The 14,754-nt window shown below is 37.3% G+C and carries 16 protein-coding genes and 3 tRNA genes; 9 read left to right on the forward strand and 10 right to left on the reverse strand.

Features of this window, described 5'->3' with window-relative positions:
• Window positions 1-6: 6 nt before the first annotated feature.
• Window positions 7-372 (reverse strand): BlaI/MecI/CopY family transcriptional regulator, encoded by a 366-nt coding sequence (locus tag M0D58_RS03995; RefSeq protein WP_072885664.1) that lies wholly within the window; start codon window positions 370-372, stop codon window positions 7-9.
• A gap of 330 nt (window positions 373-702) precedes the next feature.
• Here M0D58_RS03995 and M0D58_RS04000 point away from each other — a divergent pair, with 330 nt between their 5' ends.
• Both M0D58_RS04000 and M0D58_RS04005 read left to right on the forward strand, forming a co-directional pair.
• On the forward strand, window positions 703-1,287 hold the full coding sequence (locus M0D58_RS04000; RefSeq protein ID WP_248393713.1) for a hypothetical protein: 585 nt from the start codon (window positions 703-705) through the stop codon (window positions 1,285-1,287).
• Window positions 1,288-1,402: 115 nt separating this feature from the next.
• Window positions 1,403-1,609, forward strand: a complete 207-nt coding sequence (locus tag M0D58_RS04005; RefSeq protein ID WP_248393714.1) for a hypervirulence associated TUDOR domain-containing protein — start codon at window positions 1,403-1,405, stop codon at window positions 1,607-1,609.
• Between the two features lie 34 nt (window positions 1,610-1,643).
• Here M0D58_RS04005 and M0D58_RS04010 read toward each other — a convergent pair whose 3' ends face one another.
• The 4 genes from M0D58_RS04010 to M0D58_RS04025 form a co-directional block, all read right to left on the reverse strand.
• The gene (locus M0D58_RS04010; protein WP_248393715.1) at window positions 1,644-2,054 is read right to left on the reverse strand and encodes a hypothetical protein; all 411 of its coding nucleotides are present in this window, start codon (window positions 2,052-2,054) and stop codon (window positions 1,644-1,646) included.
• Between the two features lie 115 nt (window positions 2,055-2,169).
• Window positions 2,170-2,242 (reverse strand) — tRNA-Met (locus tag M0D58_RS04015).
• A 35-nt stretch (window positions 2,243-2,277) separates the two neighbouring features.
• Window positions 2,278-2,350 (reverse strand) — tRNA-Met (locus M0D58_RS04020).
• A gap of 39 nt (window positions 2,351-2,389) precedes the next feature.
• Window positions 2,390-2,462: transfer RNA gene (locus M0D58_RS04025), tRNA-Met, on the reverse strand.
• Between the two features lie 101 nt (window positions 2,463-2,563).
• On the opposite strand from M0D58_RS04025, the gene M0D58_RS04030 reads away from it, so the two are divergent.
• The 6 genes from M0D58_RS04030 to M0D58_RS04050 all read left to right on the forward strand — a co-directional run bounded on the left by M0D58_RS04030 (window position 2,564) and on the right by M0D58_RS04050 (window position 6,301).
• Window positions 2,564-3,175 carry an L-threonylcarbamoyladenylate synthase gene (locus tag M0D58_RS04030; RefSeq protein WP_248393716.1) on the forward strand — a complete coding sequence of 204 codons (612 nt, stop codon included), beginning with the start codon at window positions 2,564-2,566 and terminating at the stop codon, window positions 3,173-3,175.
• A 69-nt stretch (window positions 3,176-3,244) separates the two neighbouring features.
• On the forward strand, window positions 3,245-4,003 hold the full coding sequence (gene yaaA, locus M0D58_RS04035) for a peroxide stress protein YaaA (RefSeq protein ID WP_248393717.1): 759 nt from the start codon (window positions 3,245-3,247) through the stop codon (window positions 4,001-4,003).
• Complete coding sequence (locus tag M0D58_RS18140; protein WP_345892712.1) at window positions 4,004-4,360, forward strand: class I SAM-dependent methyltransferase; 357 nt, start codon at window positions 4,004-4,006, stop codon at window positions 4,358-4,360.
• A 32-nt stretch (window positions 4,361-4,392) separates the two neighbouring features.
• Window positions 4,393-4,851, forward strand: coding sequence for a HemK/PrmC family methyltransferase (locus M0D58_RS18145; RefSeq protein ID WP_345892716.1), 459 nt, complete (start codon window positions 4,393-4,395; stop codon window positions 4,849-4,851).
• Between the two features lie 12 nt (window positions 4,852-4,863).
• Complete coding sequence (locus M0D58_RS04045) at window positions 4,864-5,001, forward strand: DUF4180 domain-containing protein (protein ID WP_248393718.1); 138 nt, start codon at window positions 4,864-4,866, stop codon at window positions 4,999-5,001.
• Between the two features lie 49 nt (window positions 5,002-5,050).
• Window positions 5,051-6,301: a hypothetical protein gene (locus tag M0D58_RS04050; protein WP_248393719.1), complete on the forward strand. Its 1,251-nt coding sequence runs from the start codon at window positions 5,051-5,053 to the stop codon at window positions 6,299-6,301.
• A gap of 53 nt (window positions 6,302-6,354) precedes the next feature.
• Here M0D58_RS04050 and M0D58_RS04055 read toward each other — a convergent pair whose 3' ends face one another.
• Genes M0D58_RS04055 through M0D58_RS04070 form a run of 4 tightly spaced genes read right to left on the reverse strand, consistent with a single transcriptional unit; the run spans window position 6,355 to window position 12,011 of the window.
• The gene (locus M0D58_RS04055; RefSeq protein WP_248393720.1) at window positions 6,355-7,008 is read right to left on the reverse strand and encodes a rhomboid family intramembrane serine protease; all 654 of its coding nucleotides are present in this window, start codon (window positions 7,006-7,008) and stop codon (window positions 6,355-6,357) included.
• 12 nt (window positions 7,009-7,020) lie between these two features.
• Complete coding sequence (locus tag M0D58_RS04060) at window positions 7,021-9,603, reverse strand: DNA gyrase/topoisomerase IV subunit A (RefSeq protein ID WP_248393721.1); 2,583 nt, start codon at window positions 9,601-9,603, stop codon at window positions 7,021-7,023.
• A 3-nt stretch (window positions 9,604-9,606) separates the two neighbouring features.
• A complete protein-coding gene (locus M0D58_RS04065; protein ID WP_248393722.1) occupies window positions 9,607-10,089 on the reverse strand; it encodes a hypothetical protein in 483 nt (160 codons plus the stop codon).
• A gap of 56 nt (window positions 10,090-10,145) precedes the next feature.
• Entirely contained in the window at window positions 10,146-12,011 is a 1,866-nt protein-coding gene (locus tag M0D58_RS04070; RefSeq protein WP_248393723.1) for a DNA topoisomerase IV subunit B, read from the reverse strand.
• 351 nt (window positions 12,012-12,362) lie between these two features.
• Between M0D58_RS04070 and M0D58_RS04075 the strand changes: the two genes are divergently transcribed.
• Complete coding sequence (locus M0D58_RS04075; protein ID WP_248393724.1) at window positions 12,363-13,511, forward strand: methionine aminotransferase; 1,149 nt, start codon at window positions 12,363-12,365, stop codon at window positions 13,509-13,511.
• A 431-nt stretch (window positions 13,512-13,942) separates the two neighbouring features.
• Here the strand turns inward: M0D58_RS04075 and M0D58_RS04080 are convergent, their stop codons facing one another.
• On the reverse strand, window positions 13,943-14,707 hold the full coding sequence (locus tag M0D58_RS04080) for an SDR family NAD(P)-dependent oxidoreductase (protein WP_248393725.1): 765 nt from the start codon (window positions 14,705-14,707) through the stop codon (window positions 13,943-13,945).
• Window positions 14,708-14,754 lie beyond the last annotated feature (47 nt).

The raw sequence follows: 14,754 nt of genomic DNA on the forward strand, positions 1-14,754 counted from the left end.
AGCCTATCAGTTTTTCTTTTTAAGTTCGTGCAGCAGCATTTCAAGATCTTCCACAGTCATCTCATTCTTTTCTACCAGAAATGAAACGGCGCTTTTATAAGAACCCTTGAAATAATTTTTAACCAGACTTTTTATTGTTTTTCCGGAGTACTGCTCTTTGGATACCAGTGGAAAATACTCATGCTGCCTTCCGTACACATGATAATCAACAAATTCTTTTTCCTTTAAAACTTTAAGAATTGTGGAAACGGTATTTGTATGAGGTTTCGGTTCGGGAAAAAGATCGAGGACATCTTTCAGAAATCCTTTTTCGAGTTTCCATAAATACTGCATTACCTGCTCTTCTGCTTTAGTTAACGTCTGAATTTTCATACATTTTTCATTTATCATTGATTGTGATACGATTCAATTTCAATATCACTAAGAAATTAGTTATACAAATGTAGAAATATTTCCTGTCCAAACAACTACTTTTTTAGTGATAACAAAGATTATTTCATAATTAACTGAAAATCAATGCTATAATTTTTATTAAAATTTGTTAAATTTTTAACTGCTGCAATTTATCAGACAATTAATATTCATTAAAAAGAAAAATTTTCATTTAAATTCTTAAAACTTGTTAAATTTTATTAAATAAAATTAAAATGAATTTGTCTTAACTCAGAAAATATATTTATTTTAGTGCTTTAAAAATTTCTCATGAAAAGATATAATTTGTTATTTGTACTATTACTCCTGATTTTTAACGTGATCAATGCCCAGAAAAAGGGTACTCCAGCAGCAGATTTCAGTGCGATAGGTGAAGCGAAAACCAAGATTGAAAATACAGTTCCTTTAGTTATCAAACATTTAAAAGAGATCAGCGAAAAAGAAAATGACCCTGCAATCCTTACCAACGGAACCAATGCATTAGCAAAGGAATATGGAAAAGTAGAACTGGAATGGCGTCTTTACAGAGGAAACATGAACAACTGTATCCTCAACAATTCTTCAAAAAAAGCTAAAAAATGCATGGAGTATCATAACTCAATGTTCAGAGGCACCCTTATCAATTACAACAACTATATTACAAACCTTACCAGAAAGAATGGTTATCTTGGAGTAGAAGGTGATACAAAATTTGAATTGAATCCTTCTGAAGTAACTACAAAACTAAGTGAATCTTATTTCAATGGAAATGACGCTGCCAACAGAATGAAAGGGAATCAGAAAAAAGAATTTTTAAGTCAGACTACAGCAGACGACAATGCACTTAAGCCTTTTAATCAGCTTACAGTAGAATAATTAATCTGCTTTTAAAACAATATTCCCGCTTCTAAAGGCGGGATTTTTTTTGCCCTTTGTATAAATTAGGGTATGGCATAATAATTAGTACCATTCTAATAATAATACGAAAAAGATGAGCAGATTAAAAAAAGGAGATATGGTACGATGGAATTCCAGCAATGGAGAAACTCATGGCGCCATCACAAAAGTCCACATCAAAGATTTTGTATTTATGAACAGGCAACGGAGAGCTTCCGAAGATGAACCGCAGTATGAGGTAATGAGCGAAAAAACAGGAAAATCCGCTGTACATAAAGCATCAGCATTAAAGAAAATGTAAAGGCCGCAAATTTGCGGCCTTTACATTTATACTATTATTTTATTTTATCATAAATAAATTTGGTAACAATTGCTCCGAAGAGATAATAGGCAACCGTCATTATTTTTTTCTGATTATTCTCGGCAACCGGTGTATTATCCAGTCCGAGCTTTTCAGGAAGCGCAACTGCGCCAAGTCCCATTAAAACTCCGGAAGCTACATTAAAACCGGTAGTCGCTGTTGCGGCGTAATACATTCCGTTTCCAATAACATCCCCTGCCAACGTTGCAGCATACAGCTGATCATGGTTGGTAACTTTTGCGTCTACTTTATCCAACGCTTTGTTTAAAGCTTCTTCTCCCACTTTATTAATCTCGGGAACATTATCGAAATTTTTTCTGATGGCTTCGTGCAGAAGGCTTAGCGCTACGGCACCGCCCAAACCTGCCAGGATTTTTTTATACATACTATTATCATTTAAATGGTGTAGTAATCTATCTGCATAAATTAAGCCATTGGGAAAACAAAAAGTACCATATAAAAATAAAAAGAGCATTGCCTGTTGACAATACTCTCTGTAGTAGCGGGAACCGGACTCGAACCGATGACCTTCGGGTTATGAGCCCGACGAGCTACCTACTGCTCCATCCCGCGGTGTATTTTTTAAAACGCCACCACAGCGTTCTTAGTAGCGGGGACACGACTCGAACGTGCGACCTTCGGGTTATGAGCCCGACGAGCTACCTACTGCTCCACCCCGCGGTATATTTTTTGTAACGTTACCGATAACGTTAATCTTAGTAGCGGGAACCGGACTCGAACCGATGACCTTCGGGTTATGAGCCCGACGAGCTACCTACTGCTCCATCCCGCGATATTGGATTGCAAATATACGACAATTTTTTGAAAATCCTAATTTTTCTTTTAAATAAAGGACTTTCACCAAAACTATTTTAATATTTGTATCTTTGAACTATGGCAAAAATATTGAGAATTTATCCCGAAAACCCTCAGGAAAATCTTATTAATGAGGTTATTAAAACTTTAAATAATGGCGGACTGATCATTTACCCGTCCGATACGGTGTATGCGCTGGGCTGTAATATTTTTGACATTAAAGCCATGGAAAAGCTTGCACAGATTAAAAAAATGAAGCTGGAGAAAGCCCAGTTCTCAATAATTTGTAATGACCTGAGCCATCTTTCAGATTTTACGCGGCCTATTGATACTTCTGTGTTCAGGTTCCTTAAAAGTCATCTTCCCGGTCCGTTTACTTTTATTCTGGATGCCAATAAAAGCCTTCCTTTGGCTTACAAAGGACATAAAACCATTGGTATCCGAGTCCCGGATCATCCGATTCCCCAGCTGATTGTGGAAAAATTAGGACATCCCATTGCATCAACGTCTATAAAAGATGATGACGAAATCATTGAATATTCTACCGACCCGGAACTGATCGCCGAAAAATATGATCATCTGGTAGACATTGTTATTGATTCCGGATACGGAGATAATGTGGCTTCTACAATTGTAGATCTTACTTCCGGAGAACCGGAACTGATCCGACAGGGAAAAGGGATCATTTAAAAACGATTTTAAATTATAAAGTTTAAACAATTTATTATTTACTGATATTCACATATCTGTATTTTAACTATGAAAATACTTACCTCACCTGCCAAATTGATGAATACTGAAAATACTACGGATCTGCTGAAAACAACAGTCCCGAAATTCATTGATGATGCAGCTTACATACAGTCTTATCTCAAAGAAAAATCACCGAAATACCTTTCAGAGCTGATGGAAATTTCAACCAAGCTGGCGGATGAAAACTGGGAAAGGAACCAGAAATGGAAGGCAAAACCTACGGCAAAAGAATCTGCTCCGGCACTCTATGCCTTTACCGGTGAGGTCTACAGGGGTTTAGACGCCAAAACACTGGATAAAAATGCGGTGGATTACCTGCAGAAAAACCACAGGATTCTTTCCGGCTTATACGGGTTGTTGAAACCTTCGGATAAAGTCATGCTGTATCGTCTGGAAATGGGACGGCCATTTGAATTTGAAAATTATAAAAATCTATACGAATTCTGGAAAGAGAAAATCACAGATCAGTTGAATGGTGAAATGAAAAAGAATGAAATTCTTCTTAATCTGGCAAGCAATGAATATTTTAAAGTGGTTGACCGGAAAAAGCTCAATCATACGGTTATTGATTTTGACTTCTATGAATTAAAGGACGGAAAACCAAAAACTATCGTCGTATATACCAAACATGCCAGAGGAATGGTGGTACGCTTTTGTGCTGAAACCAATGCTAAAACGCTGAATGATGTTAAAGCATTTAATTACGAAGGCTACAGAATCGATGAAGATAAATCAACAGATACTAAACTGGTTTTTACAAGATAAATGACGATTTCAGAATATAAAGAACATTTTAAAACAGAGCTTTCCGGATTGTATACCGATTCCGAAAACGCTTTTTTAAGTTCCATTTTTATTGAAAAAATTACAGGATTTAATTCTTTTTACCAGAGAAGATTCTCAGATCAGGAACTGTTGCTTGATGATGAAAAAAAACTTTCTGAAGTTTGCACTGAATTAAAAACCGGAAAACCATATCAGCATATTCTTGGTGAAGCAGAATTCTACGGAATGACTTTTTTCGTCAATAAACATGTCCTTATTCCCCGGCCGGAAACAGAAGAATTGCTGGAATTGGCTATAAAAAAATTCACGCCTCCGCACTACCAAGTGACAGCCTGAAAATCCTCGACATCGGAACGGGAAGTGGAATTATTCCTCTGGTTTTGAAGAAACACTTTCCTGATGCTAAAGTTTCTTCTGTTGATTATTCTGAAAAAGCTCTGGAAGTGGCAAAAAAGAATGCTGATTTTCATCAAATGAATATCAATTTCATCCATGCCGATTACCTGAATTTTGTACTGGAAGAACAATTTGATGTGATCATTTCCAATCCGCCCTATATCGGAATTTATGAACAGGACGAAATTGAAGATTCCGTAAAAGGTTTTGAACCGGAAATGGCGCTCTTCTCTCCGACCTCAGACGCCCTGATTTTTTACAGGAAAATTGCTGAAGATGCTCAAAAACAATTAGCAGACAATGGATTATTATTTCTTGAAATCAATCAAAAATTGGGTCCTGAAACGCTGGAGTTGTACGAAGATTTTGCAGAAGCAGAACTGATAAAAGATTTATCCGGAAATGACCGGTTTATTTTTGGAAAAAAGTAATAACCGTAATACTTGCAATCAACGATTGTAGGCGATTTTAGGAAATACCAAAGTAAAAGCTTTCAGGAATTTATATTTGAAAGCAATAAAGGAAAGCAGGTTGCTTTTGTAAACAGTATTGTTGAAGCAGTGAATAAATTTTCAGATTAAAATATTTTATCAGTCTTTACGTTATAAACAAAAACTAAACCGTGTCCGCATGAGAAAAAGATTTTGCATTATAGGAATTTTATTTATTTCATTCGCTTCAGCTCAGGAATTTACTACTTTTAAAAATGGGCTTATTTATAATGAAAAAACAATGGATAAGCTTGGCAAAATTGTTGATTCATTACATCTGAAATATAAAACTTGTGATCTCACCAAAATCTATTTTTCAAAAAAACAGGTAAAAGGCTGTATCATCAATCTCAATTCGGGAAATGTCGCCCAGGCAAAAAAAGATATGGACAACAATATTTCACTGGAAAACTTCATTCTTAAATATCCAGGTGCTACAGTCAGAAAAGATATTCTTATTATAAAAACGAAGACAAAAGATTATAATAAAAAGAATATTATAACATATGATGAACTATCCCTTAATAATAATTACGGGCTTTATTTGGAAAAAGATGATAAAAAACCTTCCGTTGAAAAGCCCGAAAAAGGAACTTGGGTATATGATTATCAGCCTAAAACTTCCTATTCTGAAGAATATATTGAAGCATTTTATTTTCCCGAAAATTTTAAAAGCATTCCTTTAGATCAGAAATATTCAAAACAAATTGTTTACTCTGATTGTCTCATTGATCTCTCAACGACAAAATTTAAGGAAAATGCTAAAAGCGAAAGATTTAATGCGGTTGTTACCCTTCCCGAAAATTGGCAGAGCCTCCCAAAAAATAAGAAAGAAAAGCTTTTGGATGAGATGAGATCATCTGAAGCCGTAGGATCATGCAGTAATGATTTCAGTCCAAGAATTCAGGGTGTAAATATGGCTCTTTTATCAGCAGAAACTGCTCATTGGGAAATATTTTTAAGATCTCATCTCGATATCATGAACGACCGTTTTGAAAGAGTATCTGATGCAAGTTATGCATGGAAAGACCGTCAAACCTACATTAAAGAGTTGGAAGAATTGGACATTAATGTTCCTGATCTTTTACTTGGGATTTATTTCAGAATAGATAATGCTGAAAAAAACCACTATTACGGAGATATCGGAAGACTTGGACGTGCTATTTCAGAATCAAAAAATAGAGAACTTTTTCTTACGAACATTCTTTCGATGATTAAAGATGAAAAGCTCGATGATTACAATAGAGTTTTAGCTTATTTTCTCTTTATGAACTGTAATTATTACACCAAAAGCAAAACAGAAAAAAAATTCAATAATGCCAAAGTTATTAATGCCGTAAAAACACTTCCGAAATACCTGTCAGACAAAATTAAAGTTGAAGTAATATAAACAAAAAACCAATGAAATTGTTCATTGGTTTTACTTTATCATTTAATTTTAAACTATCCTATCCTTTTACGTACAAAGATTTCATACGCGAGATAAATCAGCGGGAGCGACATAATCCCCAAATAAAGAGAGTTGGCGATCGCAGCCTGCGGCTGAACAGCAACCGCATACACCAGCCCAAAAAAGGCACCTCCCAAGTGTGCAGCATGACCAATATTATCATGTTGATTAGGATTCAGCATCATATAAACGGAATAGCTGAAATACACAAGCCCGAATACAAATCCCGGAATACCTATCGGAATAAAAAACATATAAATTTCAAGGTGAGGAATCATGGCGATTGAAGCGAACAAAATCCCCGAAACTCCGCCACTGGCACCGATTGCTGAATACCACGGCTGTCTCTGATATACAAAAAGTGAAAATATATTTCCAAGTAAGATGGATCCCAAATAAATCAGGATAAAGCCAAAATTACCAAATGCCTGCATCACCACAGGCCCGAAAAAGTAAAGCGTCATCATATTAAACAAAAGATGAAAAATATCGGCATGCAGAAATCCGGAAGAAAGCAGGCGGATATATTCTTTTCTGTTGAGGATAGCTCCTACATTGAATTTATATTTTTCGAAATTACTGCTGCCGTTGGGTGCAACGAAGCTTATGATCGCGGTAATTGCTATAATGAGTATTAAAATATTCATATTTTCTTAAATTTAATTATCGGAATTGTCTTCACTTTGGAAAAGATCACCAATCATGCCATCTTCATCCATTCCGGCTGTTGGCTCCGGGTCTTCGTATACTTCAGGTTCTTCCTCTTCAGGTTCCGGAACAGTTATGTTAATGGTCTTTACTTTAAATTTCGTAAACTGGTTTCCGATTGCTTTAATTCCTTTTACCGCAATAAACTCATCAATATTTACGGTTTCGGGCTCTCTCTCCTTGCCTTTATCTTTAGCGAAAATAATTTCGGCAGTAGCGCCGTTGGCAACAATTACGTTTTCAATAAATGATTTCGGATGTTCCGAAGGCATAAAGGTCTGGACATTCGGAGTGTTTTCAAATAAGAATCTCTTAATGAAATAAATATCTTTTTCACCATCGAAATAAATACACGTCACCGGTTGGTTCGGTTTCCACTTTTCCAGGACAAGATATTGATCGTCAAAACGGTTTCCGAGGTCAAACGAAACAAGCTTTGCTTCGCCATTCGTATTAATGGTCAGTATTTTATTATCGCCTTTAAAACTTCCCAGCAAAGTACCGCGCCCGTCGGCATTCAGTCTTCGCACAGTATCATCAAACCAGATTTTTCTCGGCGCAAGTGTGGAAACGCCTTCTTCTTTAAGATCTACCTTTTTCACCGAATATTTGGTTACCAGGTTTCCTTTGGAATCCCGGCCTTTGATGGCGAGTTCGGAAAAATCAACATCCATTTTATTCTTCCTGATTCTTGGATTCGGTTTTAAAAGAACAGACACCGTTTCTGCTTCTCCGTTTGGATTGGCTGAGAAATACAGTACTTCCGAACCTTTTTTGTCTGAAGCCAAAGGATAATCCGTATTTCGGGTAACTCCCGTCACAGAGAAGCGCTTCATGTAATACGGACCTTCCCTGCCTTCTCGGTAGATCATATTATACACCGTTCTTTTATCATTTTTCTTCCAGATGGCAACGTGCAGAATATCTTTCCCGATAAAAGTCTTTGCTTCCACTTTTACGACTTTCATGCTTCCGTCCTTTCTGAAAGTGATGATATCATCTATATCTGAACAGTCAAACAAATACTGATCTTTTTTGAGCGAAGTTCCGATAAAGCCTTCCTCAAAGTTGGCATAGAATTTTTCATTAGCCACTGCCACTTTAGTGGCATCAATGGTATCAAAAATCCTGAGCTCTGTCTTTCTCTGGCGGTCTTTTCCGTATTTTTTCTGAATATTGAGGTAATAATCAATAGCATACTGAACAAGGTTATCCAGATGGTGTTTTACCATTTCGATTTTACCTTCAAGTGCCGCAATATTTTCTTTAAATTTATCTAAATCGAATCTTGAGATTCTTTTGATTCTGATTTCCGTTAATCTTAAAATATCTTCTTCTGTGACTGCTCTTAAAAGATGCCCGGTATGAGGTTTTAATCCTTTATCGATGGTTTTCAGCACATCTTCCCAGGTTTTCACTTCTTCAATGTCGTGATAGATCCTGTTTTCAATGAAAATTCTTTCGAGGGAAGAAAAATGCCAGCTTTCCTGCAACTCATGAAGTTCGATTTCCAGTTCTTTTTTAAGCAATGAAACCGTATGATCGGTATTCATTTTTAAAATATCGGAAACATTCATGAACATTGGTTTATCTCCAACAATCACACATGCATTCGGTGAAATCGTAACCTGACAATCTGTAAATGCATACAAAGCATCAATGGTTTTATCCGGAGAAACATCATTATGAAGATGAATCAGAATTTCTACTTTGTCCGAGGTATTGTCCTCAATTTTTTTAATCTTAATCTTTCCTTTTTCATTGGCTTTGAGAATGGAATCAATAAGATCACTTGTCGTCTTTGAATACGGAAGTTCTGTGATGATCAGCGTATGTTTATCCAGCGGTGATATTTTAGCCCTGGCTCGTACTTTTCCGCCTCTATGTCCGTCATTATATTCAGAAACATCCAGATAACCAGCCGTTAAAAAATCCGGGAACAGTTCAAATTTTTTCCCTTTAAGATAAGCAACGGAAGCACTGATTAATTCATTAAAATTATGGGGAAGAATTTTAGTGGAGAGCCCCACCCCGATTCCTTCCACACCCTGTGCCAGCAGCAACGGGAATTTTACAGGAAGATCAATCGGCTCGTTGTTTCTGCCGTCATATGATTTTGCCCATTCTGTAGTTTTCGGATTAAAAACCACTTCCAGCGCAAAAGGAGTAAGCCGTGCTTCAATATATCTTGCTGCAGCCGCAGAGTCACCGGTATAAATATTCCCCCAATTCCCCTGGGTGTCTATCAGCAGTTCTCTCTGCCCAATTCCCACCATGGCATCCGTAATGGAAGCATCACCATGGGGATGGTACTTCATGGTATTTCCAACAATATTGGCTACTTTATTGTAACGTCCGTCTTCCAGCTCACGCATCGAATGCATGATTCTTCGCTGAACAGGTTTAAAACCATCATAAACCGACGGAATGGCCCGGTCTAAAATTACATAAGAAGCATAATCCAGGAACCAGTCTTTATAAAGCCCGGAAACTTTCTTTAGGCTTTCACCTTCGTGCGGGTGTTCTTCTGTCATTATTTATATATTAGCTCTGTTCTCTTTATTTGTTTTGGTCACTTTATTTAAGGAAAATCTCAAATCTGCAAGTTCTTTTCTTGTAAGATATGAAATCTCGTATTTTAAAAGGGTAGTACCATTGTTTTTACTGGAGATTGAAATGTACAGTCTTTTCACAAAAAACATATTGATAATCTCAAATTTCAGCAGTTTATACTTTGGGAATTCGTCATTCAGAGGTTTTTGCAGAAAAGGAATTACATTTCTGTTCCTGAAATGAAGAGCTTCTCCCTCACTGTCGTATTCAAAAATCTGCCTTCCGCTGAGATAAAACAATACGATTAAAAGCAACGGTACGGCGATCAGCAGCAAACTTTCTTTCCCTAAGACATTGAATTTGTTCTCTTCCAGAAAGTAGGCGCCGGTACCGGCTGCCAGCAGCATGATCAGCACTGTGTTGATAAAGTTGTATACCGAAGTTTTTTTACGGTTACTAAGTCTCATATTTTTTGTGTTTTTGTGGTTTATCGATTTTATTTTTTCATCTTCAATATTTCAACTCATACTTCTTTTTTATCAATCTCAGGATCTTCTACAACGAGGTTTTCCAAAATAAAAACCTGTCGGTCCGGTGTATTTTTACCCATATAAAATTCCAGCAGCTGATCAATCGTCTGATCTTTTCCCACCACTACGGGCTCCAAACGGATGTCTTTCCCGATAAAATGCTTGAATTCATCCGGGGAAATTTCACCCAGACCTTTAAATCGTGTTATTTCAGGGTTTTTCCCTAATTCATTCAACGCTTTAACTCTTTCCGCTTCAGAATAACAGTACCTTGTTTCTTTTTTATTTCTTACCCTGAATAATGGGGTCTGAAGAATGTAAAGGTGTCCGTTTTTGATAAGATCCGGGAAGAACTGTAAAAAGAATGTGATCATCAGCAGGCGAATGTGCATCCCGTCTACATCGGCATCCGTGGCGATAATCACCTGATTGTACCTCAGGTCTTCCAAGCTTTCTTCAATATTCAGGGCAGCCTGCAGCAGATTGAATTCCTCGTTTTCATACACTACTTTTTTCGTTAATCCGTAGCAATTTAAAGGCTTACCTTTTAATGAAAATACGGCCTGTGTTTCTACATCCCTGGATTTTGTGATGGATCCTGATGCAGAATCCCCTTCTGTAATGAAGATCTGGGTTTCCCCTTTTCTTTCATTCTTCTGATCATTGTAATGCTGCCTGCAATCCCGAAGCTTTTTATTGTGAAGAGAAACTTTTTTAGCCCTTTCTCTGGCCAGCTTCTGAATTCCGGAAAGTTCTTTTCTTTCTCTTTCGGAAATTAAAATTTTTCTTTGAATAGCCTCCGCTACTTCAGGATTTTTATGTAAAAAGTTATCGAGTTTACTCTTCAGGAAATCAATTACAAAAGTTCTTACCGTAGGCCCGTTTGGTCCGATATCATTTGAACCCAGTTTTGTTTTGGTCTGAGATTCAAAAACAGGTTCTTCCACATTGATGGAAATTGCCGCTACAATTGATTTTCTGACATCCGAAGCGTCGAAATTTTTATTGAAGAATTCACGGATTGTTTTCACATAAGCTTCACGGAAAGCATTGAGATGCGTCCCTCCCTGCGTAGTGTTCTGTCCGTTCACGAAAGAAAAATACGTTTCCGTCTGGGATTTATCCGTATGCGTGATCGCCACTTCGATATCATTATCTTTCAGATGAACGATAGGATAAAGCGTTTCATTTTCCAGCTCCTCTTCCAGCAAATCTTTAAGTCCGTTTTCGGAATAAAAAGTTTCGCCGTTGAAAAATATTTTAAGCCCGGGATTAAGGTATGCGTAGTTCCGGAGCATTCTTTCGATGTATTCTTTTCTGAATTTAAAATTCAGGAAAATATCGCCGTCCGGAATAAAAGAGATCTCGGTTCCGTTTCGGTCTGAGGTATCTTTTTCATCGTAATTTTCGGTGATCATTCCTTTGGAAAACTCAGCCATTTTTAACCTCCCGTCCCGGAATGAGCGGACGCGGAAATATTCGGAAAGTGCATTTACCGCTTTTGTACCTACTCCATTCAGACCAACGGATTTTTTGAAAGCCTTGCTGTCGTACTTACCCCCGGTATTCATTTTAGAAACAGCATCCACTACTTTTCCAAGTGGAATACCCCTTCCGAAATCACGGATGGTAACCTTACCGTCATCTACTTTTATTTCGATTCTTTTACCGGATTTCATCCTGAACTCATCAATGGAGTTGTCCAGTATTTCTTTAAGTAAAATGTATATACCATCATCGGCAGAAGAACCGTCTCCCAACTTCCCGATGTACATTCCGGGGCGCAAACGGATGTGTTCCTGCCAATCGAGGGTTCTGATATTATCTTCGGAATAGATTGGATTTATTTCTTGTGACATATGTAATTTCAGCAAACATACAAAAATACGAAATTGAAGAAATATATCCGAAGGTTTTACATTATTTTTCACGAATATTTTGCTGAAAATCCACAGTTTTTGAAGCTGTTTTACAAGTAATGATATTATACTGGAGAATTGGCAGGAATAAAATCCTTTATTTAAAATTTCACCGCTTAAAAGTTCTGAAATTATAAATTTTTAATAACATTCCCAGGCAGAAATTCCGGTTGGTGAACTCTGGAAATTCGAATTATGACGCCGTCTTTTTGAATTCATTCAAATCAAAATACAACTGTATACGTTAATATTAAAAATTTTGAATTAAATTCGGTATTCTAAAAGACTTTCATGATACAACTCCCACTGTCAAAGCTTTCCAACGTAGGAACAACCATATTCAGCCAGATGACACAGCTGGCCAATGAAAACGAGGCGATTAATCTATCACAGGGATTCCCGGATTTCATGCCGGATCCTGAGCTGTTAAACTATGTTGATCATTTCATCAAAAAAGGATTTAACCAGTATGCGCCGATGGGCGGAATGATCGGTCTAAAGGAAGAAATCGCCAAAAAAATCGAGAGTGCCCATCAGGCAGTTTATCATCCGGATCTGGAAATCACGGTTACCGCAGGAGGTACGCAGGCTATTTTTACGGCGATTGCAAGTTTTATAAAGAAAGATGATGAAGTAATCATTTTCGAACCGGCTTATGATTGCTATGAGCCTACTGTAGAGCTTTTTGGTGGCATTGTAAAACGTTTTGAAATGAAAGCCCCGGATTATGAAATCGACTGGGACACCGTAAAGAATCTGGTTACGGAAAAAACAAGAATGATCATCATCAACAATCCTAACAATCCTGCCGGAAAAATTTTAAAAGAATATGACATTCAGCAACTGATTTCAATTGTTAAAGACACCTCCATTCTTATATTAAGTGACGAAGTATATGAAAATATAATTTTTGACGGGAAACCTCATTTAAGCATCTGCAAATACCCGGAACTGAAAGAAAGAAGTCTGCTGGTGGCTTCTTTCGGAAAACTGTTTCATGTGACCGGCTGGAAAATAGGATATTGCGCCGCTCCGGAAAACCTTATGAATGAATTCAGAAAAGTGCACCAGTTCAATGTTTTCTCTGTTAATACACCGATGCAGCTTGCTTTGGCAGAATATATGAAGAATCCTCACCATTACAAGGGTTTGAGCGCCTTCTTTCAGGAAAAAAGAGATTTTTTAAGACAAGGATTATCGAATACTTCGTTTGAGCTGCTGGATTGTGAAGGAACGTATTTTCAGGCTTTACAATACAATAAGATCTCTGATAAAAGGGATATTGATTTTGCGCGGGAGCTTACCATTACTCATAAAGTAGCCAGCGTTCCGTTTTCATCTTTTTACCAAAATAAGCGGGACGAAAATGTGATCCGACTTTGCTTTGCCAAAAAACAGGAAACGTTGGAAAAAGCAATCGACAATTTGTGTAAAATATAAATAAAAAAGGTGGCTTCGAGAACCTCAGCCACCTTTTTTTGTGATTTCGAAAACCTGAGCCACAAATTTCGAGAATAATATCTACCGATAGACCTGAGGCTTTTCACATAGAATTGTATTTACACAGGAGTCACAGAAAATTTTTTGATTTGTTGAAATATTGTAGACCAAATCAGAAAAAAAATCAAAGATTTTTTAAAAACTTATGTGTTCTAAAATATACGCACAACTTATCCCCTCATCTAATGTGGCTCATGTGTTTAAAAAGCTTTTGTGACTTTTGTAGTTAAAACTTCCACGCGTTGCACGGATTTTCACAGGCGATAGTGTAGTTTCAGGGCCTCCTTTTCTAAATTGGTGATTTTGACAGTATCAATTACCAATTTAAAACCGGTGATTTTAAGAGCCTCAATCACCCGTTTTAATTATTATTATAAAAACATTCCGCCGGACGCTTCAATTCTCTGGCCATTGATCCATCCTGCATCTTCAGTACAAAGGAAAGCCACCACTCCGCCGATATCGTCCGGTAATCCTGCTCTTCCTAAAGCTGTATTGGCTGCAACCATGGCATTAATATGCTCATCATCCCTTGTTCTTCCTCCTCCGAAATCCGTTTCTATCGCTCCCGGTGCCACAACATTTACTTTAATTTTTCTTGGACCCAGCTCTTTAGCCATATACTTTGTCAACATTTCAACGCCCGCTTTGATTGAGCCGTATACAGAAGATCCCGGTAATGCAAATCTTGCCAGGCCTGAAGAAATATTGATGATTCCTCCGTTATCATTCATATACGGTAAAAATTTCTGGGTCAGGAAAAATACGCCTTTGAAGTGAATATCAACCACATCATCCAGCTGCTCTTCGGTAACATCAGAAATCGGTGCATACAGTGCTGTTCCAGCATTATTGATCAGAAAATCGATATTTCTGCTGCCTGTATTTTCCTCAAGATGATCTCCTACCGTTTTTACAAAAGCATCAAAGCTGCCTGTATCTTTCGTGTTGAGCTGATAAGCAATGGCCTTTCTTCCTAATGCCTGGATTTCACTCACTACTTTGTCCGCTTCTTCTTTGTTGCTGTTATAAGTGATAATAACATCGAGGCCTTTCTGAGCGATCTTAACTGCTGAATTTCTTCCTAAACCACGGCTTCCGCCTGTAACTAATGCAATTTTTGTTCTTGCTTCCATTATGTTTTATTTTTTTTGATGAAACAAAGTTCAGCTATTTCGGGCCG

Origin of the sequence: Chryseobacterium nepalense (assembly GCF_023195755.1) — a bacterium.
Taxonomy (GTDB): Bacteria; Bacteroidota; Bacteroidia; order Flavobacteriales; family Weeksellaceae; genus Chryseobacterium; species Chryseobacterium nepalense.

Coding starts and splice junctions, on each gene's coding strand:
- M0D58_RS03995 (WP_072885664.1), bottom strand. CDS start 372: ATGAAAATTCAGACGTTAACTAAAGCAGAAGAGCAGGTAATGCAGTAT.
- M0D58_RS04000 (WP_248393713.1), top strand. CDS start 703: ATGAAAAGATATAATTTGTTATTTGTACTATTACTCCTGATTTTTAAC.
- M0D58_RS04005 (WP_248393714.1), top strand. CDS start 1,403: ATGAGCAGATTAAAAAAAGGAGATATGGTACGATGGAATTCCAGCAAT.
- M0D58_RS04010 (WP_248393715.1), bottom strand. CDS start 2,054: ATGTATAAAAAAATCCTGGCAGGTTTGGGCGGTGCCGTAGCGCTAAGC.
- M0D58_RS04030 (WP_248393716.1), top strand. CDS start 2,564: ATGGCAAAAATATTGAGAATTTATCCCGAAAACCCTCAGGAAAATCTT.
- yaaA (WP_248393717.1), top strand. CDS start 3,245: ATGAAAATACTTACCTCACCTGCCAAATTGATGAATACTGAAAATACT.
- M0D58_RS18140 (WP_345892712.1), top strand. CDS start 4,004: ATGACGATTTCAGAATATAAAGAACATTTTAAAACAGAGCTTTCCGGA.
- M0D58_RS04050 (WP_248393719.1), top strand. CDS start 5,051: ATGAGAAAAAGATTTTGCATTATAGGAATTTTATTTATTTCATTCGCT.
- M0D58_RS04055 (WP_248393720.1), bottom strand. CDS start 7,008: ATGAATATTTTAATACTCATTATAGCAATTACCGCGATCATAAGCTTC.
- M0D58_RS04060 (WP_248393721.1), bottom strand. CDS start 9,603: ATGACAGAAGAACACCCGCACGAAGGTGAAAGCCTAAAGAAAGTTTCC.
- M0D58_RS04065 (WP_248393722.1), bottom strand. CDS start 10,089: ATGAGACTTAGTAACCGTAAAAAAACTTCGGTATACAACTTTATCAAC.
- M0D58_RS04070 (WP_248393723.1), bottom strand. CDS start 12,011: ATGTCACAAGAAATAAATCCAATCTATTCCGAAGATAATATCAGAACC.
- M0D58_RS04075 (WP_248393724.1), top strand. CDS start 12,363: ATGATACAACTCCCACTGTCAAAGCTTTCCAACGTAGGAACAACCATA.
- M0D58_RS04080 (WP_248393725.1), bottom strand. CDS start 14,707: ATGGAAGCAAGAACAAAAATTGCATTAGTTACAGGCGGAAGCCGTGGT.